The organism is Terracoccus luteus, from assembly GCF_003635045.1.
Taxonomy (GTDB): domain Bacteria; phylum Actinomycetota; class Actinomycetes; order Actinomycetales; family Dermatophilaceae; genus Terracoccus; species Terracoccus luteus.
Genome location: NZ_RBXT01000001.1, coordinates 2,032,366 through 2,056,084, shown reverse-complemented (window position 1 = coordinate 2,056,084; position 23,719 = coordinate 2,032,366). Strand labels below are relative to the sequence as shown.

Below are 23,719 nucleotides of genomic sequence, written 5' to 3'. Positions count from 1 at the left end.
GTCCGGAGCGGGCCGGACGGGCGTGGGGCCGGATCAGACGCGGGCGTCGCTCGTGACGGACGAGTCCCTCTCCGGGTCGCGGTCCGAGTCGCGGTCCGAGTCGCGGTTCGGGTCGCGGTCCGGGTCGCTGGTCGCGGTGCCAGGCGCGGCGTCGACGGACCCGCGCTCGTCGGTGGCGGTCTCGTCGTGGTCGTCGGGCCTCGGCCTCGGGTCGCTCGACGGCACCGCGACGGGGCGCACCCGGTGCAGCAGCATGGCCCAGCGTCCGCGCGGGCCGCGCGACTGGCCGCCGACCTCGGTCGGGGCGACCTCGGTGCCCGGGTTGGCGACCGCCCGGGTGGCCGCGACGGCGACCGGGTCGACGCCCTCGCCGCGGCGGACGTTGGGCGGGGTCGGGGCGGAGCGCTCGCCGAACAGGTCGAGGGCGGCGCTGACGGTCGGCATGAGCGCCGCCGCCACGCGCGCGTAGCCGGCAGGGCTGGGGTGGAACCGGTCCGAGCTGAACATGACCTTGGGTTCGGCGCTGAAGACGGCGCTGAGCAGGTCGCCGATGGAGACCGCCCGCCCCCCGGCCTCGACGACGGCCACGGTCTGGGCCGCCGCGAGGTCGCGCGACCAGCGCCGCGCGAGCGAGCGGAGGGGCTGCTGCAGCGGCTCGATGGCGCCGAGGTCGGGGCAGGTGCCGACGACGACCTCGGAGCCCGACTCGCGCAGCCGGCGCACGGCCATCTCGAGGTGACGCACCGCGACCGAGCGCTCGATCCGGTGGGTGACGTCGTTGGCGCCGATGAGCACGAGCGCGACGTCGGGCGCCGTGACGGCCGCGAGACCGCGCTCGACCTGCTCGTCGAGACCGGTCGACTCGGCGCCGCTGACGGCGACGTTGGTCAGCTCGACGGGGCGACCGCTGAACGCGGCGACCCCGCTCGCGATGGTCGCCCCGATGGTCTGGTGCGGGTGCTCGGCCCCGAGCCCGGCCGCCGTCGAGTCGCCGAGGACGAGGAGGCGGAGCGGGGTGCCGGCGCCCGAGCCGTAGAGGCCGTCGTCGTCGGGGGCGTCACCCGTGGACGGGCCCACGAGGCGGCGCGTGATGCGCGCCTCGACCTTGAGCAGGCCCCAGCCGAGCAGGCCGAGGGCGCCGATGCCGGCCGCGCCGACCCCGCCGCCGTACGCCGCCCGCTGGGCGATCCGCCTCGCCCGTCGTGCCCGACCCATGCCCCCGTGCCTCCTGCGTCTCGTGCTGCCGTCACCACGGTAACGCGCACGCCTGACGGTGCGTGCCCGGCCACCGACCACCCTGTGCACGGAGGGCGACCGGCCACCGCACGGCATCCGGCCGCCTGCGGGGTATCAGGGGCATCGGGCGACGCCCGCCGAGGTCCGGGGGCGTCGGGAGGGGGTCCGGGGTCTGCGAGACTGGCGCCATGAAGTACGTGGAGAACGTGGCCGACCTCGTGGGCAACACCCCGCTCGTCAAGCTGTCGAAGGTCGTCGAGGACGCCGGCGTCAAGGCGACCATCTTGGCGAAGGTGGAGTACTTCAACCCCGGCGGGTCGGTGAAGGACCGCATCGCCCTGCGCATGGTCGAGGCGGCCGAGCGCGACGGCTCGCTCAAGCCCGGCGGGACGATCGTGGAGCCGACGAGCGGCAACACCGGCGTCGGGCTCGCCCTCGTCGCCCAGCGCCGCGGGTACCAGTGCGTCTTCGTGTGCCCCGACAAGGTCAGCCAGGACAAGCGCGACGTGCTGCGCGCCTACGGCGCCCGCGTCGTCGTGTGCCCGACCGCCGTCGAGCCCGAGCACCCCGACTCCTACTACTCGGTGAGCGACCGCCTCGTCGAGGAGATCGACGGGGCGTGGAAGCCGAACCAGTACTTCAACCCCGAGGGCCCGAACAGCCACTACCTCTCGACCGGTCCGGAGATCTGGAACGACACCGACGGCCGGGTCACGCACTTCGTCACGGGCGCCGGCACCGGCGGCACCATCAGCGGCTGCGGCCGCTACCTCAAGGAGGTCTCGGGCGGCGAGGTGCGCATCGTCGCCGCCGACCCCGAGGGCTCGGTGTACTCCGGCGGCACCGGCCGGCCCTACCTCGTCGAGGGTGTCGGTGAGGACTTCTGGCCCGGCGCCTACGACCCGTCGGTCGTCGACGAGGTCATCGCCGTCAGCGACGCCGACAGCTTCGCCATGACCCGTCGGCTCGCCCGCGAGGAGGGCCTGCTCGTCGGCGGCTCGTGCGGCATGGCCGTCGTCGCTGCCCTCCGTGCCGCGAAGGACCTCCCCGAGGACGCCGTCGTCGTCGTGCTGCTGCCCGACTCCGGCAAGGGCTACCTCAGCAAGATCTTCAACGACGAGTGGATGCACTCGTACGGCTTCCTCGACGACCACACGACGACGTCGGTCGGCGACGTGCTGCGCAGCAAGTCCGGCGACCTGCCGGCGCTCGTGCACACCCACCCGAACGAGACCATCCGCGACGCCGTGCAGATCCTGCGCGAGTACGGCGTCTCGCAGATGCCGGTCGTCAAGGCCGAGCCGCCCGTCATGTCGGGCGAGGTGGCCGGGTCGGTCAGCGAGCGCGAGCTGCTCGAGCTGCTCTTCACCGGCAAGGCGCACCTCGCCGACCCGGTGAGCCGGCACATGTCGGGCGGACTGCCGCTCGTCGGCACCGGGTCGCCGGTCGCCGCCGCCCGGAAGGAGCTCGAGGACAGCGACGCCGTGCTCGTCGTCGAGGACGGCAAGCCGGTCGGGGTGCTCACCCGCGCGGACCTGCTCGGGTTCCTCACCGACTGACCCCCTCGGCCCCGAAACACACCGAGAAACGTGGAAGTCCCCGAGTTGCAACTCGGGGACTTCCACGTTGCTCGGTGTGTTCGCGGCGGCTCGGGTGTCAGCCCCTGGCCTTCGCCTCGGCCTTCTTCGCCTGCTTGAACTCGCGCACCTTGAGCAGGGTGTCGCCGTCGACGACGTCGGCCACCGAGCGGTACCCGTCAAGGGCGTAGTCGCCGGCCGCCGCCTCCCACCCCTCGGGCCGCACCCCCAGCTGCTTGGCGAGCAGCGCGACGAAGATCTGGGCCTTCTGCCTCCCGAACCCGGGCAGCTCCTGCACGCGCTTGAGCAGGTCCCGGCCCGACGTCGCCTCGGTCCAGAGCCGGGTGACGTCGCCGTCGTAACGCTCGACGACGAGGGCGGCGAGCTCCTGCAGCCGCTTCGCCATCGAGCCGGGGAAGCGGTGGATGGCCGGGGGAGTCGAGGCCATGGCGGTGAACTCGTCGGGGTCCGCGTCGGCGATGGCCGCCGGGTCGAGGGTGCCGAAGCGCGTGAGCACCTTGTGCCCGCCGCGGAAGGCGTGCTCCATCCCGTACTGCTGGTCGAGCATCATCCCGACGACGACCGCGAACGGATGCTCGTCGAGGACCTGGTCGGCGGCGGGGTCGCCCGCGATGTGGAAGGCCATGCGCGGCATGGTCTCACGCACCGGCCGGCCGCCGTCGTGGTCGCCGACCCGACCGGTGCCCGCCCGTCGACGGCTCCGACCGCGTCGTCGCTAGGCTCTGTGTCGCTGCGGACCGGCCGATGCCGCCGCAGCACGTCGAACCCCCGAGACCGAGGAGAGCCCGCGTGCCGGCACGTGTCGTCGACCCCGCCGAGGTGGCGGCCCGGTTCCGGGAGGAGGTGCGCGCGGACGTCGCCACCCTCACCGCGCGGACCGGTGCCACCCCCCGCATCGTCGGCCTGCTCAGCCGGGCCGAGGGACCGGCTCGCACCTACGCCCAGTGGGCGGCGCGCGGGGCGGCCGACGTCGGCATCGACTTCGTGCTCCGCGACGTCGAGCCGGCCGCCGCGGCCGACGCGGTCCGCGAGGCCAACGCCGACCCGGCCGTGCACGGCATCTTCAACTACTACCCCCTCGCCGACGAGCACGAGGACCCGTGGCTACGCGAGCTCGTCGATCCCCGCAAGGACGTCGAGGGGATGCACTCGTTCTGGAGCCGCATGCTCTACGAGAACCGACGGCGGCTCGACGGCGGCCGCCGCGCCATCCTGCCGTGCACCCCGCTGGCCATCCTCAAGCTGCTCGACGACGCGGGACTGCGCCGCTCGGGCGAGGGCGCGCCCCTCGAGGGGGTCACCGCCTGCGTCATCAACCGCAGCGACGTCGTGGGACGGCCGCTCGCGGCGATGCTCGCGAACGACGGCGCCGAGGTCGTCTCGCTCGACGCGGACGGGACCGTCGTCTTCGACCCGGCGATCGGGCGGCACGCCCACTCGGTGCGCGACAGTGACGAGGTCCGGACCCAGGCGCTCGCCCGCGCCGACGTCGTCGTCACCGGGGTGCCGTCGCGGTCGTTCCCGCTCGTCACCGCCGACGAGATCAAGCCGGGTGCGATCTGCGTGAACTTCTCGCAGTTCAAGAACTTCGACGACTCGGTGCTCGAGCGGGCGGCCGCCTTCATCCCCCGGGTGGGGCCGATGACCGTGACGATGGCCATGCGCAACCTCGTGCGGCTCGCCTTGCTCTGACGGCCCCCAGGTGCCGGACGCACGTCAGGCCGCGCTCCTGGCACCCCTGCGGTGCCGGCGGTGCCGAACGCACGTCAGGTCGCCGCCCGCTGCCGTCACGGCCACTCCACGTCGCGGATGCCGGTCAGCCCGGGTCGCGGGTCGCCACCCACTGCGGGTGGCCGGGGGAGACCCTGCCGAGACCCGAGGTGAGGCTGGCGACGACCCCCTCGACGGCTCCGGTCGACGCGGGCTCGACGGCGAGATGGAGCACGAGACCCGTTGCGTGCCAACGGGACTCGTCGACCGTCGTGTCGCTGCGGCCCCGCAGCGCGTTCTCGACCCTGGCGCCGTCGGCGGCGGGCACGTCGACGACGAGGCCGTCGCGGCGTCGCATGGTGACGAGGGCTGCGGCGTCGACCGCAGCGGCCACCGCGTCGCCGTAGGCGCGGATCAGTCCGCCGGTGCCGAGCAGCGTGCCCCCGAACCACCGCGACACCACGGCGACGACGTCGATGAGGGCGCGTCCCCTGAGGACGTCGAGCATCGGCGCGCCGGCCGTACCCGACGGCTCGCCGTCGTCGTGACTGCGGACGGTCGACGCGTCGGGGCCGAGCACCCAGGCGCTGCAGTGATGCCCGGCGTCCCGGCTCTCGGCTCGGACCTCGTCCAGCACGCCGCGGGCCGCCGCCTCCGACGACACCGGCCGCAGGTCGCACGCGAAGCGCGACCGGCGCACCTCGGTCTCCACCCGCACTGGTGCGGTGAGGGTGCGGTACCGGTCGGGCGACCCGGGGGTCACCCGGAGCCGTAGCGCTCGACGACGATGTCGACGAGCGCCGGCGGGGGCTCGCCGTGGGGTGGCAGCAGCGGACGGGAGGTGAGGTCACCGCCGGCACGCGCGGCGCGGTCGGCGAAGAAGCCGGGGGCGAGCAGGTACGTGGCCACGGCGACACGGCGGCCGGGCACCCGCACCGCCGCGACGGCATCCGCCACCGTCGGCTCCGCCGCCGAGAGGTACGCCGGGGTGACCGGGCGACCCAGCAAACTCGAGAGGTCGGCGGCCACCCGCTCGCAGTCGGCGACGGCCGAGCGCTGCGACGACCCCGCCGCGGCCATGACGACGACGTCGTCGTCGCGCAGACCCGCCTCGACGAGCCGGTCGCGCAGCAGGGCGGCCAGCCGCGGGTCAGGCCCGAGCGCGCCGCACAGCGTCGTGCCGGGCGAGCCGGCGGCGGCCTCGGTGAGGTCGACGTACACGTGGTACCCGGCCGACAGCAGCAGCGGCACGAGGCGGGCCGGCCGCCCGTCGAGGCCCGCGAGCACGTGCGACGGCTCGGGGGGCTGCACGTCGACGAAGGCGGCGCGCACCTCGAGCTCGGGGCGGGCGCGGGCCACGGCGGCCACGAGGGCGCCGACGGCACGGCGGCCGGCCGGCGAGCCGGTGCCGTGGGCGGAGGCGACGAGGACCGGGTTCACGGCAACACTCTGACAGGCGCCGTCGTCGCGGCGACCACGACGCCCGGATGCCGACCCGGATGCCGACCCGGATGCCGACCCGGATGCCGCACGACGTCCGTGCACGCCGGCGGCCACCGCACACCATCGCACGGCACCGCGCCGTCCGCGTGCGGCCACCGTTACCGTGACCCGACGCCCCGGAAACGTGGGAGAAACACGCGTTTCGTACCGTGTCGACAGACGCGGGGGCGCGCCCTGCCCCACGGTTCCACCGGCCAGGAGGTCGACCCGCATGCTGCTGCAGACCGACGTGGGTGGGGTGCCGGTGCTCGTCGTCGGGGCGAGCGGAGAGGTGGACGCCAGCGTGCGTCGGTGGTCACGCGCCGGCGCCGTCGTGACCACGGCGGTCTACGGCACCGACCCCGCCGACCCTGCCGCCGACGACCTCGCCACCCTGACCACCCTGACCACCCGGGCCGAGACGGCGCACGTCGCCGTGCTCGTCGGCTCGGCGGACCGTCCGGCCGTGCGGGAGGTGCTCGAGGGCCGCTGCCTCGTCGTGACCGAGCCGGCGCCGGTGTCGCGGCGTGGTCGGGTCGTGCTCGTGGGCGCCGGGCCCGGCGGTCCGGGCCTGCTCACCCTCGACGCCGTCGACGCGCTGGCCGACGCCGACGTCGTGCTCGCCGACCGGCTGGCCGAGGTCGGCGACCTCACCCGCCTCGCGCCGGGTGCGCGCATCGTCGATGTCGGCAAGCGGCCGGGGCACCACGCCGTGCCGCAGGAGCGGATCGAGAGCCTCATGGTCGCGGCGGCCCTCGAGGGCCTCACGGTCGTCCGCCTCAAAGGCGGCGACCCCTACGTCTTCGGCCGGGGCGGCGAGGAGGTCGCGGCGGCCGTCGAGGCCGGCGTCCCCGTCACGGTCGTCCCCGGCGTGACCTCGGCCGTCGGGGTGCCCGGTGCGGCCGGCATCCCCGTCACCCACCGGGGGGTCAGCCACGTCGTCACCGTCGTGTCGGGGCACGTGCCGCTCACCAACGAGCAGGCCGGTGGGCTCGTCGCCCTCGGCGGCACGATCGTCCTGCTCATGGGCGTGCACAACCTCGTCCCGCTCACCGGCGCGCTCGTGGCGGCGGGCCTGCCCGCGACGACGCCCGCGGCCGTCGTCGAACGGGGTCTCACCCCCGCCCAGCGCAGCGTCGTCGGCACCGTCGCCACCCTGCCCGACCTCGCGCGGCGACACGGCGTGACCTCGCCCGCCGTCATCGTCGTCGGCGAGGTGGTGCGCCGGTCGCAGGTGTGGGACCGACGGGTCGACGGCGCCGTCGTCGCGGATGCGGAGGACGGCGGGAGGGCAGGCGACGCCGACGCCCTCGCCGACCTCACCTCGTGGCTGGAGGTCGTCGCGTGAGCGACCCGACGGGTCGGGCCGCGCACCCGCCGACGGCCTGGAGCGGGCGTGCCGAGACCGACGAGCTCGAGACGGCCAGGGCGGCGCCGACCGGCCCCGTCCTGCGCGGGTTCCGCATCGGGGTGACGTCCGACCGCCGGTCGGCCGACCTCATCGACGCCTTCGAGCGGCGGGGGGCCGAGGTGCTGCACGCGCCCGCGGTGCGCATCGCCCCCATCGAGCAGGACGAGCACCTCGTCGCCGACACCCGCGCCATCATCGCCCACCCGCCCGACGTCGTCGTGGTGACCACGGCCTACGGCTGGCGCCGCTGGGTCGAGGGGGCGGATGCCGCGGGGCTGGGTGACGAGCTCGCCGCCGTCCTCGACCGGGCCGCGATCCTCGTGCGCGGCCCCAAGGCACGCGGCGCGGTGCGCGCCTCGGGCCACGACGACGCCGGCATCGCCGCCGACGAGCGGACGAGCTCGACGGTGGGCCTCGCCCTCGAACGCGGTGTCGCCGGCCGCACCGTCGCCGTGCAGCTGCACGGACACGAGGACGTCGAGCAGCTCGAGCGGCTGCGGGCGGCCGGGGCGACCGTGTTCACCGTGGCGCCCTACCGCTGGGTGCGCCCGACCGACGAGAGCCGGCTGGGTCGGCTCGTCGCGGCCGTGGCGGCGCGCGAGCTCGACGTCGTCACCTTCACCTCCGCCCCCGCGGTCGACGGGCTCGTCTCGGCGGCGGCCCAGCTCGGCATGGACGGCGTGCTCGTCGAGGCGCTGCGCTGTGGTGTCCCCGCAGCGGCCGTCGGGCCTGTCACGGCGGCGCCGCTCGTCGACCTCGGCGTCACGCCCGTCGTGCCGCAGCGGTACCGGATGGGGGCGCTCGTGCGCACGGTCGTCGAGCACCTGACCACGCACGGCGTGGCCGAGGTGGCGACCGCGCTGGGCCCGCTCGTCGTCCAGGGCGCGCACGTCACCTTCGCGGGCGAGACCGTCGCGCTGCCGCGCGGCGCCCGGGCCATGCTCGCCGCCCTCATCTCGCAGCCCGGCGCGGTGCTCACCCGCGAGCGACTGCTCGACGAGCTGCCCGACGCCGAGAACGAGCACGCCCTCGACATGGCCATGAGCCGCCTGCGGGCGGCGCTGCCCGACCGCCGCCTCGTGCAGACGGTCGTGCGGCGCGGCTACCGACTCAACGTCTGAGCGGACGTCTGACGTGTCGTCCGAGCCGGCGCCGCGGCCTCGCGGTCGACGATGTCGGGGGCGTGCTCGGCCACCCAGGCCATGAGCGGCACGAGGTGGCCCGTCAGGCCCCGGCCCAGGGGCGTCAGCGAGTACTCGACGTGCGGCGGCACGACCGGCTTGGCGTCGCGGTGCACGAGGCCGTCGGCCTCGAGGGTGCGCAGCGTCTGCGCGAGCATCTTCTCGCTCACCCCCTGCGCCCGCCGGCGCAGCTCGGTCCACCGGAGGGCGTCGCCGTCGGCGAGGGCCAGCAGCACGAGCGTGCCCCACTTGCTCATGACGTGGTCGAGCACGACGCGGCTGGGGCAGTCGGAGGCGAAGACGCCGTCGGGGAACCAGGCCGCCAGCGGGCCGCGGGTCCCGGCGGTCGTGGGTGTCGTGGGGACGGGGGCACTCACTTTCACGCCAGTACCTTACTCGAAAGTGGGTACCGTCGACTGGGAAGGCAAGCCGCGCGGGCATCGTTGACGCGAGCGACCGGCATCCGCCGGACCCGTCGGAAGGAACCCCCATGACCCTGTTCGTCACCGCCGCCACCGGTCACCTCGGCCGTCTCGTCGTCGACCACCTCCTCGCCTCCGGGGTGCCGGCCTCCGAGGTCGTCGCCGGAGCCCGGCGCCCGGAGGCACTGTCCGACCTCGCCGACCGCGGGGTCGAGGTGCGCCACGCCGACTACGACGACGTGGCCTCGCTCGACGCCGCCTTCACCGGTGTCGACCGGCTCCTGTTCGTCTCCGGCAGCGAGGTGGGCAGCCGGATCCCTCAGCACCGCAACGTGATCGACGCCGCTCGTCGTGCCGGCGTCGGCTTCGTCGCCTACACGAGCATCACCCGGGCCGGCGACACCGACCTCCTCATGGCCGACGAGCACCGTCAGACCGAGCAGCTGCTCGCCGAGTCGGGCCTGCCCCATGCGCTGCTGCGCAACTCCTGGTACACCGAGAACTACACCGGCCAGCTGGCCACGACGCTGGAGCACGGTGCCGTCGTGGGAGCGGCCGGCGAGGGCCGGGTCAGCGCCACCACCCGCGACGACTACGCCGCCGCCGCGGCGGTCGTGCTCGCCGGCCCGGGGCACGAGGGTGCGGTGTACGAGCTCGGCGCCGACGAGCCGTTCACCCTCGCGGAGTACGCCGCCACGGTGGCGCGCGTGTCCGGCCGCGAGGTCACCTACCGCGACCTCCCCACCGACGAGTACGCGGCCTTCCTCGTCGGCGCCGGTCTGCCCGAGGGCTACGCCGCGGTGCTCGCCGACAGCGACCGCGGCATCCGTGACGGCCGCCTGCTCACGGGGACCCACGACCTCAGCCGCCTCGTGGGTCGCCCGACGGCCAGCCTTGAGGACGCGGTCCGCGCCGCCCTCTGAGCCGGGGTCGGGGTCAGGCCGTCAGCCCGACGCGCACGACCCCGTCGACGACGCGGACGCTGTACGTGGCCACCGCGACCGCGTCGTCGTCGAGACACCGACCGGTGCGCAGCGAGAACAACTGCTTGAGCAGCGGCGAGGCGACGGTCGGCTCACCACCGTGGTCACCGGTGAGGCCGCGCGAGAGCACCGCCGCACCCGAGAACGGGTCGAGGTTGTCGAGCGCATAGATCATGCCGGTGGGCTGCAGGAACAGCGCCGCCTGGCGCGCCCCCGGCAGCAGCACCGCGACGCCCCGGCCGGGGACGAGGCGGTCGACGTGGCACGCGTCGACCCACACCTTCGGCCCGGCCGGGGGCAGGATGCCGGGTCGCACGACCACGCTGCGCCGCCCGGTCGTCGTAATGTGCGGGTCCCTGCCCGCGGCATCCGTGGTCTCCGTGATCTCCGTGGCGGGGGTGGTGTCGGTGATGGTGGTCATCTCGAATCCTCTCTGCGGCAGGGGGTCTCAGCGTCGGCCGACGATGGGCAGGCCGAGCAGCACGGGTACCTTGCGCGGTCCGGCGTCGTCGAAGGCGACCGTGGGGTTGGGCTCGTCGGGGGCGTTGACGAAGCTGACAAACCGCTGCAGCTTCACCGGGTCGTCGAGCACCGCCTTCCACTCGTCGCGGTAGCCCTCGACGTGGCGTGCCATGACGGCCTCGAGGTCGTCCGCGATGCCGAGCGCGTCGTCGCAGACGACGGCCCGCAGGTGCTCGAGGCCGCCCTCGAGCGACTCGAGCCAGGGGGCGGTGCGCTGCAGGCGGTCGGCGGTGCGCACGTAGAAGGCGAGGAACCGGTCGATGTAGCGCACCAGCGTCTCGTCGTCGAGGTCGCTCGCGAGCAGCACGGCGTGCTTCGGGGTCTGCCCGCCGTTGCCGCAGACGTAGAGGTTCCACCCCTTGTCGGTGGCGATGACGCCGACGTCCTTGCCCCGGGCCTCGGCGCACTCGCGGGCGCACCCGGAGACGCCGAACTTGATCTTGTGCGGTGAGCGCAGCCCGCGGTAGCGGTGCTCGAGGTCGACCGCCATGCCGACGGAGTCCTGCACGCCGAAGCGGCACCACGTCGAGCCGACGCACGACTTCACCGTGCGCAGCGACTTGCCGTAGGCCTGGCCCGACTCCATGCCGACGTCGACGAGCCGCTGCCAGATCGCCGGCAGCTGCTCGACACGGGCGCCGAAGAGGTCGATGCGCTGGCCCCCGGTGACCTTGACGTAGAGGTCGAAGTCGCGGGCGACCTCGCCGATGACGATGAGCTGGTCCGCGGTGACCTCGCCACCCGGCATCCGAGGCACGACCGAGTAGGTGCCGTTGCGCTGGATGTTGGCGAGGAAGTGGTCGTTGCTGTCCTGCAGCGCCGCCTGCTCGCCGTCGAGCACGTGGTCGCTGCCCGTCGAGGCGAGGATGGAGGCGACGGTCGGCTTGCACACCTCGCAGCCGGCGCCCGTGCCGTACCGCGCGAGCAGCCCGGAGAACGTGCGGATGCCGGTCGCCCGCACGATCTCGAACAGCTGGGCCCGGCTCTGAACGAAGTGCTCGCACAGGGCCGTGCTGAGCTCGACGCCGGAGTCGACGAGCAGCTTCTTCACCGTGGGCAGGCAGCCACCGCAGGTGGTCCCGGCGTTCGTGCACCCCTTGAGCGCCGCGAGGTCGCCTGCCCCGTCGGCGATGGCCGAGCAGATCGAGCCCTTGGTGACGTTGTTGCACGAGCACACGACGGCGTCGTCGGGCAGGCCGTCGGTGCCCAGCTCGGCCCCGGCCGGTGAGACGAGCGCCCCGGGGTCACCCGGCACCTCGCGCCCGACGTAGGCCTTGAGGGTGGTGTACGCCGACGCATCGCCGACGAGGATGCCGCCGAGCAGGGTCCGCGCGTCGTCGCTGACGACGACCTTGGCGTAGGTCCCCCGCACGGCGTCGGTGTGGACGATCTCGAGGGCCCCCGGGGTGGTGGCCATCGCGTCGCCGAAGGACGCGACGTCGACGCCGAGCAGCTTGAGCTTGGTCGACAGGTCGGCGCCGGGGAAGGTCGCCCCACCACCGAGCAGCCGGTCGGCGACGACCTCCGCCATCGTGTAGCCGGGGGCGACGAGGCCGTAGCACCGGCCCTCGACCGCCGCCACCTCACCGATGGCGAACACGGCCTCGTCGCTCGTCCGGCAGGCCGCGTCGGTGACGATGCCGCCCCGCTCGCCGCACTCGAGCCCGGCGGCCCGCCCGACGGCGTCGGCGGGGCGCACGCCGGCCGAGAAGACGACGAGGTCGGTGAGCAGGCTGGTGCCGTCGGTGAGCTCGACCGCGAGGCGCTCGTCGGCCTGACGGGCGATGGAGGCCGTGCCGGCGCCCGTGTGCACCTGCACGCCGAGACCGCCCATGAGCCGCTCGAGCACGGCCCCGCCGCCCGCGTCGACCTGCAGCGGCATGAGGCGGGGGGCGAACTCCACGACGTGCGGGGTGAGGCCGAGCAGGCGCAGGGCGTTGGCGGCCTCGAGGCCGAGCAGCCCGCCGCCCACGACGAGGCCGTTCGCCTCGCGGCCCTCGGCGGCGGCCCGGGCCCGGGCCGCGTCGGCGGCGCCGCGGATGCCGTCGAGGTCGTCGAGGGTGCGGTAGACGAAGCAGCCGGGGGAGTCGTGCCCCGGCACGGGCGGCACGAAGGGGTAAGAGCCGGTCGCGACCACGAGGGCGTCGTAGCCGACGGTCGACCCGTCGGTCGTCGTCACGGTGCGCGCGACCCGGTCGACGACCTCGGCCCGGGTGCCGAGGCGCAGCTCGACGTGGTCGTCACCGGGGTAGCTGCTGCCGGCGAGGGCGAGCGCGGAGCGGTCCCACCCACCCACGTAGGAGGAGAGGCCGACGCGGTCGTAGGCGGCGTCGGCCTCCTCCGAGAGCACGACGACCCGCCAGGTCCCCTCGCGGTCCCTCGACCGCAGGGCCTCGACGAAGCGGTGGCCGACCATGCCGTGGCCGACGACGACGACCGTCCGCCGTGCGGTCCCGGTGGTCCCGGTGGTCTCGGAGGTCGCGGTGGACTCGGTCCGGTCGGCGTCCAGGGGGGTGGTGCTGGTCATCACGCTGCTCCTTCGGTCGGGGCGGTGGTGTCGTCGGTGGGTCGCTGGTCGAGGTGGTGTGCGGCAGGTCGCTCCGGCTGCTGCACGGGTTCGCATGTGCCACGGTCGGGTTCGGCTGAACGCAGCCAGGCGCACAGGCCCTCGACCGCGCCCCTGCACGATCCGCACCCGGTCGTCGCGCGCGTGCGCTCCGCGACGGCGGCCACGGTGTCGGCCCCGTCCCGGTGGGCGGCCACGACGGCCGCCTTGGTGACGGTGTTGCACCGGCAGACGACGGCACCGCCCGGCATCTCGGCGAGGTTGACCTGCTCCGGAGCGCTGCCGCGGGTCACGGCCCGGCCGAGCATGAGGGCGAGCCGGTCGCGGGGCACGACCGCCGCCGTGTCGTAGAGCTGGGTGAGCGGCCCGGCCGCGTCGCCGACCCCGAGCAGGATGGCGCCGACGAGGCGGTCGTGCCGCAGCACGAGCTTGGCGTACCGGCCGCGCACCGGATCGGTGAAGGCGAGCACCTCGTGGCCCGCGTCGTGCACGTCCACGTCGACCCGGCCCATGCTGGCGAGGTCGATGTCGTGCGCCTTCAGGCGGGTCAGCGTGGGGGTGCCCTCGTAGCGCGCCCCGGCGTCGGCGCCGCTCAGCCGGTCGGCGAGCACCCGCGCCTGGTCCCACCCCGGCTGCACGAGCCCGGCGACCTCGCCCCGGTGCTCAGCGCATTCGCCGAGGGCGTGCACGTGGGCCGCCGAGGTGGCGAGGTGGTCGTCGACGACGACGCCGCGCCTGACGACGAGGCCTGCGGCGCGGGCGAGCTCGGTCCGGGGGCGTACGCCGGCGGCGACGACGAGCAGGTCGGCCCGCAGCTCGCTGCCGTCGTCGAGCGCGACCGTGGGCGGTCGGTCGTCGGAGGCCGGCCGGTGGGCCACCACGCGACGGCCGAGCACCAGTCGGGCCCCCAGACCTGAGAGCACACGGGTGAGCACCGCGCCCCCGTCGGCGTCGAGCTGGCGGTCCATCGGGTGGGTCTGCGGGTGCACGACCGTGACCTCGACGCCGCGGGCGAGCAGGCCGCGGGCGGCCTCGAGCCCGAGCAGGCCACCCCCGAGCACGACGGCGTGGGACGCGGACTCGGTCGCAGTCGTGATGCGGTCGCAGTCGTCGACGGTGCGGAAGGCGACGACGCCGGGCTGTCGCCCGCTCGCGAGCCGGCCGGCATCCACCCCCTCGATCGGGGGCACGAAGGGCACGCTCCCGGTGGCGAGCACGAGCTCGTCCCAGGGCTCGACGCGCTCGCCTCCGGCGGTCGTGAGGGTGGCGGTGCGGGCGGTGACGTCGACGGCCGTGACGACGCTGCCGCGCACGACGTCCACGCGGCGCGACTCCCACCAGCCCTCCGGCTTGAGGCGGGTGTCGCGGGTGGTGATGCCGCCGGCGACGACGGTCGAGAGCAGGACGCGGTTGTAGGCGGCGTGCTGCTCCTCGCCGACGACCGTGACGGTGAGACGCTCGGCGTCGGGGTCGCGCCGGCGCAGCTCCTCGGCGAGGCGGGCACCGGCCATGCCGTTGCCGACGACGAGGACGCGTCGTGTCGTGGTCGTCACGGGCGGGCCTCCAAGCGCACGGCGCAGGCCTTGAACTCCGGCATCCGGCTCGTCGGGTCGAGGGCCGCGTTGGTCAGGGCGTTGGCGGCTCCGTCGCCCGCCCAGTGGAAGGGCAGGAAGACGACGTCGGGCCGCATGTCGTCGTCGAGCCGCACCTGCGCCGTCGTGCGCCCACGCCGGCTGACGACGTCGGCGCGGTCGCCGTCGGCGAGACCGGCCGCGGCCGCGGTGTCGGGGTGCACCTGCACGAACATCACGCCCGCCGCGTCGGTCAGCTCTGCGACGAGGCGGGTCTGGGCCCCGGACTGGTAGTGCTGCAGCACCCGGCCGGTGGTGGCGACTAGCGGGTGGTCGGCGTCGACCGGCTCGGCGGGGCCCTGGTGGTCGACGGCGACGAAGCGAGCGCGGCCGTCAGGGGTCGCGAAGCGGTCGAGGAAGAGGCGGGGGGTGCCCTGGGGACGCTCGGTCGTGCACGGCCAGTGCAGGCTCTCGCCGGCGTCGAGGCGCTCCCACGTGACGGCGGAGTAGTCGGCGGGCCCGCCGGCCGACGCCCGGCGCAGCTCGTCGAAGACCTCGCGAGGGTCGGTCGCGAAGAGCACCGGGCAGCCGAGCCGCGACGCGAGCCCGGCCCAGATCTCGAGCTCGCCGCGGCAGCCGTCGGGCGGGGCGAGGGCGGCCCGGCGCCGCAGCACCCGGCCCTCGAGGTTGGTCAGGGTGCCCTCCTCCTCGGCCCACTGGAGCACCGGCAGCACGACGTCGGCGATGGCCGCGGTCTCGCTCAGCACGAAGTCGCAGACGACGAGGAGGTCGAGGGCACGGAGCCGCTCGGTGACCCGACCGGCCTCGGGGGCGGAGACGACGGGGTTGCTGCCGTGCACCATGAGCACCGACGGGCCGGACTCGGTGCCGAGGGCGTCGAGCAGCTCGAAGGCGCTGCGCCCCGGGCCGGGCAGGTCATCGGGGTCGACACCCCACACCCGCGCGACGTGGGCGCGGGCGGCGGGGTCGTCGATGCGGCGGTACCCGGGCAGCTGGTCGGCCTTCTGGCCGTGCTCGCGGCCCCCCTGGCCGTTGCCCTGGCCGGTGACGGTGCCGAACCCGCTGCCGGGGTTGCCGGGCAGCCCGAGCACGAGCGCGAGGGCGATGAAGGCGGTCACGGTGTCGGTGCCGGAGGCGTGCTGCTCGCCGCCACGGGCGCTGAGCACGTAGGCCCCGCGCTCGGTGTCGCGGGCCCGGGCCAGCGTCCGCACGACCTCCCGCAGGGTCGTCACGGCCACGCCGGTCACCCGCTCCACGCGCTCGGGCAGCCACTGGGCCGCGACCGCCCACAGCTCGTCGAAGCCGGTCGTCCGCTGCTCGACGTAGGTGCGGTCGGCGTGCCCCTCGGTCACCGCGAGGTGGACGAGGCCGAGGGCGAGGGCGGCGTCGGTGCCGGGGCGCAGGGCCAGGTGGAGCCCGCCGCCGTCGAGGGCCTTGGCGGCGGTGGGCGTCAGCCTCGGGTCGGCGACCATGAGACCGCCGTGGTCGGCCGCCCGCACCAGGTGCGTGAGGAACGGCGGCATCGTCTCGGCCGGGTTGGCGCCGAGCAGCAGCACGGCGTGGGCCGAGCCGATGTCGGTGACGGGGAAGGGCAGCCCCCGGTCGAGGCCGAAGCAGCGGATGCCGGCCGCCGCGGCCGAGCTCATGCACCACCGGCCGTTGTAGTCGATCTGGGAGGTGCGCAGGGCCACCCGCGCGAACCGCCCCAGCTGGTAGGCCTTCTCGTTCGTCAGGCCGCCCCCGCCGAAGAGGGCCACCGCGTCGCGGCCCCGGTTTTGCTGGGCCTCACGCATCCCGTCCGCGACGACGGTGAGGGCGTCGTCCCACGTGGTCGGCACGAGCTGCCCGTCGCGGCGGACGAGCGGTGTCGTCAGGCGGCCGGGGGTGCGCAGCAGCTCGGCGCTGGTCCACCCCTTCTGACACAGGCCGCCCCGGTTGGTCGGGAACCGGCGGGGGCTCACGGTGAGGTCGGCGGCGGTCGACCCCGTGAGGGTCATGGCGCACTGCAGCCCGCAGTAGGCGCAGTGGGTGGGGGTCCCCGTCGTGGTGGCGGCGGCCTCGATCGAGTCGGGCGCGTCGGTGGCGTCGGGCGCGAGGGCCGGGCCGCGCAGGGCGCTGACGGTCACCGGTAGCGGACCTTCGTCAGGGCGGCGGCGCCGACGTAGAACAGCGTGAAGACGACGAAGGCCGCCGTGGCGGAGTGGCTCTCGCCCTGGTAGCTGGCCCGGAGCCCGAGGTTGATGAGCACGCCGCCGAGGGCGCCGACGGCTCCCGCGATGCCGATGAGGGCTCCGGACATCGAGCGTGACCACGCGGCCCGCTCGACGGCGGGCCCGGGGACGGCCTGCGACTTGCGCTCGAAGAGGGCCGGGATCATCTTGTAGACCGACCCGTTGCCGATGCCCGACAGCACGAAGAGGGCGACGAAGCCGCCGATGATGCCGGTGAGCTGCAGGGCGGTGGCAGCGCCCGGGGTCGTGTCGTCGGCGTGGGCCGAGGCAGTGACGAGGACCCCGGCGACGGCCATGCCGACGAAGGTCCAGAAGGTGACGACACCACCTCCGCGGCGGTCGGCGAGGCGGCCGCCGAAGACCCGGCTGACCGAGCCGAGCAGCGGCCCGACGAAGGCGATCTGGGCGGCCTGCAGGCTGGCGGCCGCGGCCTGGGCGGCGGTGGGGGTCGCCCCGTTCGTCACACCGGCGAGGAACGTCTGGTTGAGCACCTGGCCGAAGGCGAAGCCGAAGCCGATGAAGCTGCCGAACGTGCCGATGTAGAGCAGTGAGACCACCCACGAGTCGGCGTGGCGCAGGACGTCACCCATCGCCCGCGGGTTGGCCGTCTGGTGGTCGAGGTTGTCCATGAAGAGCGCGGCTCCGACGCCGGCGACGGCGAGCAGGACGAGGTAGACGGCACAGACGACCTCGGGGCGCCGGTTGCCGAGGGTGGCGATGACGAGCAGGCCCACGAGCTGCACGACCGGGACGCCGATGTTGCCGCCGCCGGCGTTGAGGCCCAGCGCCCAGCCCTTCATGCGCTGCGGGTAGAACGCGTTGATGTTCGTCATCGACGAGGCGAAGTTGCCGCCGCCCAGGCCGGCGAGACCGGCGACGAGCAGGAACGTCGTGAGGGACTGGCCGGGGTTGACCATGAGCCACCAGGTCAGCACCGTCGGCACGAGCAGCGCGACGGCGCTGACGATCGCCCAGTTGCGGCCGCCGAACCAGGCCGTCGCCATCGTGTAGGGCACGCGCAGCACCGCGCCGACGAGGGTGGGCACGGCGACGAGGACGAACTTGTCGGCGGGCGTGAAGCCGTAGACGGCCTGCGGCATGAACAGGACCATCACCGACCAGATCGACCAGATGGAGAAGCCCACGTGCTCGGTCGCGACCGACCACACGAGGTTGCGGCGGGCGATCCGGTCGTTGCCCGCCGCCCACGCGGCGGTGTCCTCCGGGTCCCAGTCGCGGATGACCCTCCGTCGGGGGGCGGTCAGCTGCCGGAGGCGGCCGGTGTGCTCGGGGGCCAGGGTGCTGACGGGCCCGGCGGCGCTGCCGGTCGTGCTCTCGGTGGTGCTGTCCGCGGTCGTGCTCACGGGTCCTCCTCGGTGGGTGCGCCGGCCCGGTCGGCCCTGCGTGTCGCACACGCTAGGAACCCCGTGTTGCACCCCAACCGTTCGTGCGTGACACCCGTGTGACGACGGGCTCACCGCCCCGACGAGGGGGCGTGAGGTGCGACCCCACGCCGCCCCGTGCCGCCCCATGCCGCCCCATGCCGCCCGCGTAGGCTCGCGGGCATGTCCGTCCCGAGCGCCGCACCGGAGTCGACCGACCTGCTCCACACCATCGCGGTCGGCAGCACCGGCCCGCGGATCGCGTTCCTGCACGGCCTCTTCGGGCAGGGGCGCAACTGGAACCAGATCGCCAAGGCGGTCTCCGGCCCGGGCGGGGCCGACGCGCGCTGCCTGCTCGTCGACCTGCCCGACCACGGCCGCTCGCCCTGGTCGGCCGGGTTCTCGCTCGAGGCCTACGCCGACGCCGTCGCCCTCACCCTCACCGCGGCGGCGCCGGGGGAGCGGTGGGCGGTGGTCGGCCACTCGCTCGGCGGCAAGGTGGCCATGGTGCTGGCCCTGCGGCATCCGGACCTCGTCGACCGCCTCGTCGTCGTCGACATCGCCCCGAAGGGCTACGGCTCGCTCGACCGCTTCGCCGGCTACATCCGCGAGATGCAGTCGCTGCCCCTCGGCGAGCTGACCTCTCGCGCCGACGCGGAGGCCCGGTTCAGCGAGCCCGACCCCGGTGTGAAGGCGTTCCTGCTGCAGAACCTGCGCCGTGACGGCGGCGCGTGGCGCTGGCAGGCCAACCTCGACCTCGTCGCGGGCGACGCTGCGCTGCAGGCGGGTTCGCTCATCGCGGGGTGGCCCGAGAGCGTCGACGGACTGCCCCCCTACTCGGGTCCCGTGCTGTGGGTGGCCGGCGGGGAGTCGCCGTACATCACGCGCGAGGACGGCGAGGGCATGCGGCGGTACTTCCCGCGCACCCGCCAGTTCACCGTCAAGGGCGCCGGGCACTGGGTGCACACCGACGCCCCCGAGGTCGTCGTGGCCGCCCTGCGACGGTTCGTCGCCTCCGTCGACTGACCGGATGCCGGCCGTGCCCTCAGAGCAGGCGTCGGCCCATCGCCCACGCCGTGAGCTCGTGGCGTGAGCTGAGCTGCAGCTTGCGCAGCACCGAGCTCACGTGGGTCTCGACCGTCTTCACCGAGATGAAGAGCTCCTTCGCGACCTCCTTGTACTGGTAGCCGCGGGCGATGAGGCGCATCACCTCGCGCTCGCGCGCCGAGAGGCGGTCGAGCTCCTCGTCGATCTCGGCCACCTCGCCGGCGGTGGCCCCGAAGGCGTCGAGCACGAACCCGGCCAGGCGCGGGCTGAAGACGGCATCGCCCTCGGCGACGCGTCCGATGGCGGTGAGCAGCTCCTCCGCGTTGATCGTCTTGGTGACGTAGCCGCGCGCGCCGGCGCGGATGACGGCGATGACGTCCTCCGCGGCGTCGGACACGGACAGGGCTAGGAATCGGACCGCCGGGCCCTCCGGCGACTTCCCGCCCGAGTTCGTCGCAACAGCAGGGCCGTTCGTGTGGACGGCCGAAGTGGTCGCGGTCGCTGCAGCCGGGCGGGCGTGGACACCGGCGCAGGCGCGGATGACGTCGGCGCCGCCGTGGCCGTCACCGCCGGGCAGGTGCACGTCGAGCAGCACGACGTCGGGCTGCTGCTCCGTGATGACCGCGGTGGCCGACTCGACCGCCCCGGCCTCGCCGACGATCTCGAGCCGGAACGGGGCCCGGTCGGCGAGCCCGCTCAGCTCGGCCCGCACCCCGGTGCGGAACATGTGGTGGTCGTCGACGAGCACGACGCGGATCACCCGCGGGTCGGTCATGGGATCTGCTCCTGGGGGGTGGGGGAGGGAGTGGGCGTGGTGGCGTGGGACGTGGTGGTGGGGGGCGCGGCGGCGGGTCCGCCCTCGGTGGCCGGTGCCGAGACGGGCAGGAGCAGCTCGATCTCCGTGCCGTCGGCCCGGCGGCGGATGCGGGCGCTGCCGCCGTGGCGCTCCATGCGCCCGATGATCGACTCGCGCACGCCGGCGCGGTCGTCGGGCACGGAGTCGAGGTCGAAGCCGGCGCCGTGGTCGCGCACGAAGGCCTCGACCTGGGTGGGGCCGACCTCGACGTAGGCGGTGATCGGCGGGCTGGCGTGGCGCACGGCGTTCCACGCCGCCTCGCGGACCGCCTTGACGAGGGTGTCGAGGTGCGCGTCCATGGGCCGGTCACCGGTGACGACGAGCTCGACCTGCACGCCGTGGAGGTCCTCGATCTCGGCCATCGCGGCGGTCAGGGCGGTGCCGAGCGAGTCGGGGTGCGCGTCCTGGTCGTAGAGGTACGAGCGCAGCTGGCGCTCCTGCGCGCGGGCCAGCCGCGCGACGGTGGCGGAGTCGCCCGACTGGCGCTGGATGAGGGCGAGGGTCTGCAGCACCGAGTCGTGCAGGTGGGCGGCGATGTCGGCCCGCTCGGTGGCGCGGATGCGGGCCGCCTGCTCCTCGCGCAGCCGGCTCCACAGCCGCAGCATCCACGGGGCGGCGAGCACGGCGACGCCGACGAGGGCCGCGATGACCGCGCCCGTCACCTGCCACAGCTCGCCGAGGTCGGTGCCGCCGACGAGCAGCAGCACGAGGCCCAGTGTCGTCAGGGCCAGCCCGACGACGAGCCAGATCCAGCGCACGGGCCGTCGGGCGCCCGCGGCGTCGGTCTCGTCGAGCTGGCTCCAGAAGAAGATCGTGCCGATGAGGATGGCGACGAGGGGCAGCACGACCTCGGGCCGGATGTCGAGGCCGGCGCTCCCGAGCCACAGCACCCCGGCGATGACGATGCCGGCCACACCGAGCAGCGCCAGCACGACGGCCTCGTTGCCGCTGCGCAGCCACGTGCGCACCGCCCGCACGTCGAACCGACCGTCGGATGCCGGTGGGCCGGCGACGTCACCGGCCCCCGTCGGGGGCGTGGCCGGGTCGGCGGAGCCCGGGGCGGTCGTCACGCCCGTGCCGCCGACAGGGGGCGGGCCCGCGACCTGGGGCCCGGCCGTGGAGGGGACCGCCACCGCGGGGTCGGAGGGAAGGGGTGCCGTCGACGGCGCCGGGGCGACGGGTCCCACACCGGCGGGCCCACCGGCGGTGGTGTCCCGCGGCGCCTGACGCATCGTGGCCCAGAGGAAGACGTAGACGGCGACCCCGGCCCCCACGGGCAGCGAGGTCAGCACGAGCACGACGCGCACGAGCCGGACGGGCACGCCGAGGTGCAGGGCCAGGCCGAGGGCGACGCCGCCGAGGACGCGACCGTCGCGGGCCCGCAGCAGCGGCGGGCGCGGCGTGCGGCGCAGCTGCGCCGGGGTCACGACGGCCGGAGGGCCGGACGGGGCGGTGGTCGGGGGCACGCGACCATCCTGACCCACGGCACCGCCGTGTCGCGACCACCGCGACCGGGTTCGGGGGTCGTGTCAGGGTGCGCTCAGGGTCGACCCTCATGGTCCGGCGACGGCCGGCCCGGCACGGTGGAGCCATGACGAACCAGCAGCACGCCCCCGGGCCGCAGCAGGCCCCGACCGACCAGCCCGGCGGCCACGGCGGCCACGGCGGCCACGGCGACCGCGGTGACGACGGCAGGGGCCGCACCGGCCTCGACGGTTTCTACGACACCCTGCGTCGGCCCGGCATCATGCGCGCCGACGACGACACCTGGTTCGCCGGCGTCTGCGTGGGCCTGGCCCGGTGGCTCGGGGTCGACGCCCTCGTCGTCCGGGCCGCGTTCGTGCTGCTCGCGGTGTTCTTCGGCATGGGCATCGCCCTCTACCTCGTGCTGTGGCTGCTCATGCCGAAGGAGAACGGCGACCTCAGCGTCGAGCGGGCCCTGAAGTACGGCGACGGCGGGTCGATCACCCTCCTCGTCGTCACGTGCATCTCCGTCTTCAGCGGCGCCCCCTGGTACGGCGGGGGCGACGTCCGCGGCCTGCGGGCGGTCGGCTTCGTGGCCCTCGTCGCGGTCGGAGCCTGGTTCCTCCTGCGCACCGACACCGGCCGCGACGTCGTGCGGTCGCTGCGGGGCCGGGGCCAGGCCCCCGCTCCCACCCCGGGCGCGCCGGTCGCGGCCGCCCCCGGCCTCTCGCAGGGCAACGCCGCCGCGAACGCCGGGGCCACCCACACGGGGGCCGGCGACGGGCTCGGCACGGCCAACGGCCTGCCGTACGCCACGCGCCCGGCTCCCGAGCGGCCGGCCTCGGCGCCGCAGCGGCGGGTGCTCACCTTCGGCTTCGCCGGCACCCTTGTCACCCTCGGCGTCGCCCTCGCGGCCGGCGCCGGAGCGTGGAGCCTCGCCGAGCTGCTCGACTGGAGCGGCGACCACGCGGTCGTCGCCGTGGCGGCCGGTCTGGCCGTGCTCGGGCTCGCCTTCGTCGTGGGCGGCCTGCTCGGTCGCCGCGGTGGGCTGCTCGTGCCGGTGACCCTCGTGTCCATCGCCTTCGTCGCGCTCGGCGGTGTCGCCCCCACCGGGCTCGACCGGCCGTGGGCGGTCGGCGACGACACCCACGTCGTCACCACCCTCACCGGCGACGACCACTACGAGCTGGGGGTCGGCGACCTCACGCTCGACCTGACCGGCGCGCGCGTCGCCGCCACGACCACGCGACCCGACGTCGTCACCGCCAGCCTCGGGGTGGGCCAGCTCGACGTGCTGGTCCCGGCCGGTGTGACCGTTCGCGTCGAGGGCGCGGGGCGCCTCGGCGAGGCCACGTGTGTCACGAAGGCCTCGGACTCCGACGGCGACGCCAAGAGCGACAGCGACTGGCAGGCGCGCTGGTCGCGCGACTACACCCTGGGTCAGGGCGATCCCGAGCTCGTCGTCAAGGCGGACCTCGGCGTGGGTCAGCTGCGGGTGATCAGCCCGAGCTGCCCCGCGTCGTGAGCCGTCACCGGCATCCGGCCCCGACCACCCCGTACGCAAGAGAGCGAGACACCCCATGAACGACCACCAGCCCACCCGCCCCGGCGCCCCCACCCAGGCCCTCGGCGGCGCCACCACGCCCCTGCCGCAGGCCGCCGCCCCCTACCGCGTCGAGCCGACCGCTCCGGTGCCCGACGACACCGTCCGCCCGGACGACGGCCACACGCCCGACCACCGCTGGGGACGCGCGCCCGCGCCGACCCCGCTCGTCACCGTCTCCCGGGGGCCGCGGGCCGGGACGGTGCTGCTGGGCCTGCTCGCCCTCGTCGTGGCGGCCTGGGCGCTCGTCGGCAACCTCGCCGACGTCGACCTCGAACCGCGGACCGCGGGTCCGGTCGCCATCGGGGGAGTGGGCCTGCTGCTGCTCGTCGTCGGGCTCGTGGGGCTCGTCGTCTCGCGTCGGCGCCGCTGACCCGGTCCGCACGACGCGGGCTAGGCTCGACCGGACGCCGACGCGTGTCGGCCCGCCGAC

General features: G+C 75.0%; 20 protein-coding genes. 8 read left to right on the top strand and 12 right to left on the bottom strand.

Annotation, left to right across the window (positions count from 1 at the left end; all coding sequences use genetic code 11):
• Positions 1-33 precede the first annotated feature (33 nt).
• Complete coding sequence (locus tag DFJ68_RS09350; protein WP_121032635.1) at positions 34-1,215, bottom strand: SGNH/GDSL hydrolase family protein; 1,182 nt, start codon at positions 1,213-1,215, stop codon at positions 34-36.
• A 209-nt stretch (positions 1,216-1,424) separates the two neighbouring features.
• On the opposite strand from DFJ68_RS09350, the gene DFJ68_RS09345 reads away from it, so the two are divergent.
• Positions 1,425-2,795 (top strand): cystathionine beta-synthase, encoded by a 1,371-nt coding sequence (locus DFJ68_RS09345; protein WP_121032633.1) that lies wholly within the window; start codon positions 1,425-1,427, stop codon positions 2,793-2,795.
• A 97-nt stretch (positions 2,796-2,892) separates the two neighbouring features.
• Here the strand turns inward: DFJ68_RS09345 and DFJ68_RS09340 are convergent, their stop codons facing one another.
• The gene (locus DFJ68_RS09340; protein WP_211333317.1) at positions 2,893-3,459 is read right to left on the bottom strand and encodes an HhH-GPD-type base excision DNA repair protein; all 567 of its coding nucleotides are present in this window, start codon (positions 3,457-3,459) and stop codon (positions 2,893-2,895) included.
• A 164-nt stretch (positions 3,460-3,623) separates the two neighbouring features.
• Between DFJ68_RS09340 and DFJ68_RS09335 the strand changes: the two genes are divergently transcribed.
• Complete coding sequence (locus DFJ68_RS09335) at positions 3,624-4,526, top strand: bifunctional methylenetetrahydrofolate dehydrogenase/methenyltetrahydrofolate cyclohydrolase (RefSeq protein WP_211333316.1); 903 nt, start codon at positions 3,624-3,626, stop codon at positions 4,524-4,526.
• Between the two features lie 124 nt (positions 4,527-4,650).
• On the opposite strand, the gene DFJ68_RS09330 is transcribed toward DFJ68_RS09335, so the two are convergent.
• Together DFJ68_RS09330 and DFJ68_RS09325 are read right to left on the bottom strand one after the other, a co-directional pair.
• Positions 4,651-5,307 carry an IMPACT family protein gene (locus DFJ68_RS09330; RefSeq protein WP_121032629.1) on the bottom strand — a complete coding sequence of 219 codons (657 nt, stop codon included), beginning with the start codon at positions 5,305-5,307 and terminating at the stop codon, positions 4,651-4,653.
• Complete coding sequence (locus tag DFJ68_RS09325) at positions 5,304-6,101, bottom strand: sirohydrochlorin chelatase (protein ID WP_245963560.1); 798 nt, start codon at positions 6,099-6,101, stop codon at positions 5,304-5,306. Before DFJ68_RS09325 ends, DFJ68_RS09330 begins: the two co-directional genes overlap by 4 nt.
• A 157-nt stretch (positions 6,102-6,258) precedes the next feature.
• Between DFJ68_RS09325 and cobA the strand changes: the two genes are divergently transcribed.
• Together cobA and DFJ68_RS09315 are read left to right on the top strand one after the other, a co-directional pair.
• Positions 6,259-7,374 (top strand): uroporphyrinogen-III C-methyltransferase, encoded by a 1,116-nt coding sequence (gene cobA, locus DFJ68_RS09320; protein ID WP_121032625.1) that lies wholly within the window; start codon positions 6,259-6,261, stop codon positions 7,372-7,374.
• Entirely contained in the window at positions 7,371-8,558 is a 1,188-nt protein-coding gene (locus DFJ68_RS09315; protein ID WP_245963559.1) for a uroporphyrinogen-III synthase, read from the top strand. Before cobA ends, DFJ68_RS09315 begins: the two co-directional genes overlap by 4 nt.
• Here the strand turns inward: DFJ68_RS09315 and DFJ68_RS09310 are convergent.
• Positions 8,540-9,001 (bottom strand): winged helix-turn-helix transcriptional regulator, encoded by a 462-nt coding sequence (locus tag DFJ68_RS09310; protein ID WP_420823656.1) that lies wholly within the window; start codon positions 8,999-9,001, stop codon positions 8,540-8,542. The genes DFJ68_RS09315 and DFJ68_RS09310 overlap by 19 nt on opposite strands.
• A gap of 107 nt (positions 9,002-9,108) precedes the next feature.
• On the opposite strand from DFJ68_RS09310, the gene DFJ68_RS09305 reads away from it, so the two are divergent.
• Positions 9,109-9,963 carry an SDR family oxidoreductase gene (locus tag DFJ68_RS09305; RefSeq protein ID WP_121032621.1) on the top strand — a complete coding sequence of 285 codons (855 nt, stop codon included), beginning with the start codon at positions 9,109-9,111 and terminating at the stop codon, positions 9,961-9,963.
• A 13-nt stretch (positions 9,964-9,976) separates the two neighbouring features.
• Here the strand turns inward: DFJ68_RS09305 and nirD are convergent, their stop codons facing one another.
• From nirD to DFJ68_RS09280, 5 genes are read right to left on the bottom strand one after another with little or no spacing between them, the layout of a single operon-like run.
• Positions 9,977-10,444, bottom strand: a complete 468-nt coding sequence (nirD, locus tag DFJ68_RS09300) for a nitrite reductase small subunit NirD (RefSeq protein WP_121032619.1) — start codon at positions 10,442-10,444, stop codon at positions 9,977-9,979.
• 27 nt (positions 10,445-10,471) lie between these two features.
• Complete coding sequence (gene nirB / locus DFJ68_RS09295) at positions 10,472-13,072, bottom strand: nitrite reductase large subunit NirB (protein WP_121032617.1); 2,601 nt, start codon at positions 13,070-13,072, stop codon at positions 10,472-10,474.
• Positions 13,072-14,664 (bottom strand): FAD-dependent oxidoreductase, encoded by a 1,593-nt coding sequence (locus DFJ68_RS09290; RefSeq protein WP_245963558.1) that lies wholly within the window; start codon positions 14,662-14,664, stop codon positions 13,072-13,074. The genes nirB and DFJ68_RS09290 overlap by 1 nt, the downstream gene beginning before the upstream one ends.
• Complete coding sequence (locus tag DFJ68_RS09285; protein WP_121035247.1) at positions 14,661-16,766, bottom strand: molybdopterin oxidoreductase family protein; 2,106 nt, start codon at positions 16,764-16,766, stop codon at positions 14,661-14,663. The genes DFJ68_RS09290 and DFJ68_RS09285 overlap by 4 nt, the downstream gene beginning before the upstream one ends.
• A gap of 59 nt (positions 16,767-16,825) precedes the next feature.
• Positions 16,826-18,298 carry a nitrate/nitrite transporter gene (locus DFJ68_RS09280; RefSeq protein WP_211333314.1) on the bottom strand — a complete coding sequence of 491 codons (1,473 nt, stop codon included), beginning with the start codon at positions 18,296-18,298 and terminating at the stop codon, positions 16,826-16,828.
• Between the two features lie 201 nt (positions 18,299-18,499).
• On the opposite strand from DFJ68_RS09280, the gene DFJ68_RS09275 reads away from it, so the two are divergent.
• Entirely contained in the window at positions 18,500-19,342 is an 843-nt protein-coding gene (locus DFJ68_RS09275; RefSeq protein ID WP_121032615.1) for an alpha/beta fold hydrolase, read from the top strand.
• Between the two features lie 19 nt (positions 19,343-19,361).
• Here the strand turns inward: DFJ68_RS09275 and DFJ68_RS09270 are convergent, their stop codons facing one another.
• Positions 19,362-20,138, bottom strand: coding sequence for a LuxR C-terminal-related transcriptional regulator (locus DFJ68_RS09270; protein WP_121032613.1), 777 nt, complete (start codon positions 20,136-20,138; stop codon positions 19,362-19,364).
• Positions 20,135-21,685 (bottom strand): ATP-binding protein, encoded by a 1,551-nt coding sequence (locus tag DFJ68_RS09265; protein ID WP_121032611.1) that lies wholly within the window; start codon positions 21,683-21,685, stop codon positions 20,135-20,137. The genes DFJ68_RS09270 and DFJ68_RS09265 overlap by 4 nt, the downstream gene beginning before the upstream one ends.
• 125 nt (positions 21,686-21,810) lie before the next feature.
• Here DFJ68_RS09265 and DFJ68_RS09260 point away from each other — a divergent pair, with 125 nt between their 5' ends.
• Together DFJ68_RS09260 and DFJ68_RS09255 are read left to right on the top strand one after the other, a co-directional pair.
• Entirely contained in the window at positions 21,811-23,208 is a 1,398-nt protein-coding gene (locus DFJ68_RS09260) for a PspC domain-containing protein (RefSeq protein WP_170165728.1), read from the top strand.
• Between the two features lie 55 nt (positions 23,209-23,263).
• A complete protein-coding gene (locus DFJ68_RS09255; protein WP_121032607.1) occupies positions 23,264-23,659 on the top strand; it encodes a hypothetical protein in 396 nt (131 codons plus the stop codon).
• Positions 23,660-23,719 lie beyond the last annotated feature (60 nt).

What these genes read in the sequence shown, in the direction of transcription:
- DFJ68_RS09350 (WP_121032635.1), bottom strand. Translation starts at nt 1,215, where the DNA reads ATGGGTCGGGCACGACGGGCGAGGCGGATCGCCCAGCGGGCGGCGTAC.
- DFJ68_RS09345 (WP_121032633.1), top strand. Translation starts at nt 1,425, where the DNA reads ATGAAGTACGTGGAGAACGTGGCCGACCTCGTGGGCAACACCCCGCTC.
- DFJ68_RS09340 (WP_211333317.1), bottom strand. Translation starts at nt 3,459, where the DNA reads ATGGCCTTCCACATCGCGGGCGACCCCGCCGCCGACCAGGTCCTCGAC.
- cobA (WP_121032625.1), top strand. Translation starts at nt 6,259, where the DNA reads ATGCTGCTGCAGACCGACGTGGGTGGGGTGCCGGTGCTCGTCGTCGGG.
- DFJ68_RS09305 (WP_121032621.1), top strand. Translation starts at nt 9,109, where the DNA reads ATGACCCTGTTCGTCACCGCCGCCACCGGTCACCTCGGCCGTCTCGTC.
- nirD (WP_121032619.1), bottom strand. Translation starts at nt 10,444, where the DNA reads ATGACCACCATCACCGACACCACCCCCGCCACGGAGATCACGGAGACC.
- nirB (WP_121032617.1), bottom strand. Translation starts at nt 13,072, where the DNA reads ATGACCAGCACCACCCCCCTGGACGCCGACCGGACCGAGTCCACCGCG.
- DFJ68_RS09275 (WP_121032615.1), top strand. Translation starts at nt 18,500, where the DNA reads ATGTCCGTCCCGAGCGCCGCACCGGAGTCGACCGACCTGCTCCACACC.
- DFJ68_RS09270 (WP_121032613.1), bottom strand. Translation starts at nt 20,138, where the DNA reads ATGACCGACCCGCGGGTGATCCGCGTCGTGCTCGTCGACGACCACCAC.
- DFJ68_RS09260 (WP_170165728.1), top strand. Translation starts at nt 21,811, where the DNA reads ATGACGAACCAGCAGCACGCCCCCGGGCCGCAGCAGGCCCCGACCGAC.
- DFJ68_RS09255 (WP_121032607.1), top strand. Translation starts at nt 23,264, where the DNA reads ATGAACGACCACCAGCCCACCCGCCCCGGCGCCCCCACCCAGGCCCTC.